Source organism: Spirochaeta lutea, assembly GCF_000758165.1.
Classification (GTDB): domain Bacteria; phylum Spirochaetota; class Spirochaetia; order DSM-27196; family Salinispiraceae; genus Spirochaeta_D; species Spirochaeta_D lutea.
This window is the reverse complement of sequence record NZ_JNUP01000011.1, coordinates 1-651: the sequence shown is the minus strand read 5'-3', so window position 1 is coordinate 651 and position 651 is coordinate 1. Positions and strand designations below refer to the sequence as shown.

Below are 651 nucleotides of genomic sequence, written 5' to 3'. Positions count from 1 at the left end.
AGTATTCTTCTTACAATAATAATCACCCCCATGGCGCGGTCTAAGTGGTTTGCTTGAGCGTCATCCATTTTCGGGGCTAGTTCATTCGGCGCGATAAGTTGTTACACACTTCTTAGCGGGTTCCGACTTCCATGGCCACCGCCGTGCTGTCTATATGAACCAACACCCTTTTTGGTATCTGATGAGCAAACACTTGGACACTTTAACCGCCGCTATCGGTTCATCCCGCATCGCCAGTCCTGCTTACCAGAAGTGGCCCACTTGGAGCTCTGGATCCAAAGCGAGAAGCGTTCACACAAGCAACGCCCGCTTCTTACCTATTAAAAGTTTGAGAATAGGTCGAGAACATTGCATCCCCGTTACCTCTAATCATTCGCTTTACCCGATAAGACTCCGTATCACGAGCTCCAGCTATCCTGAGGGAAATTTCGGAGGGAACCAGCTACTAGATGGTTCGATTAGTCTTTCGCCCCAATACCCAGATCCGACGAACGATTTGCACGTCAGTATCGCTACGGTCCTCCATCAGAGTTTCCTCTGACTTCAACCTGCCCAGGCATAGTTCACCATCTTTCGGGTCCCAGCATGTATGCTCCAACGCAGCACTCGTGCCCCGGAGGACAGACGAGGCCGGCCGGCACTGCCTCTTTT

General features: G+C 51.3%; 1 rRNA gene. It reads right to left on the bottom strand.

Annotation, left to right across the window (positions count from 1 at the left end):
- A 23S ribosomal RNA gene (locus tag DC28_RS16590) occupies positions 1-651 on the bottom strand; the annotation flags it as partial.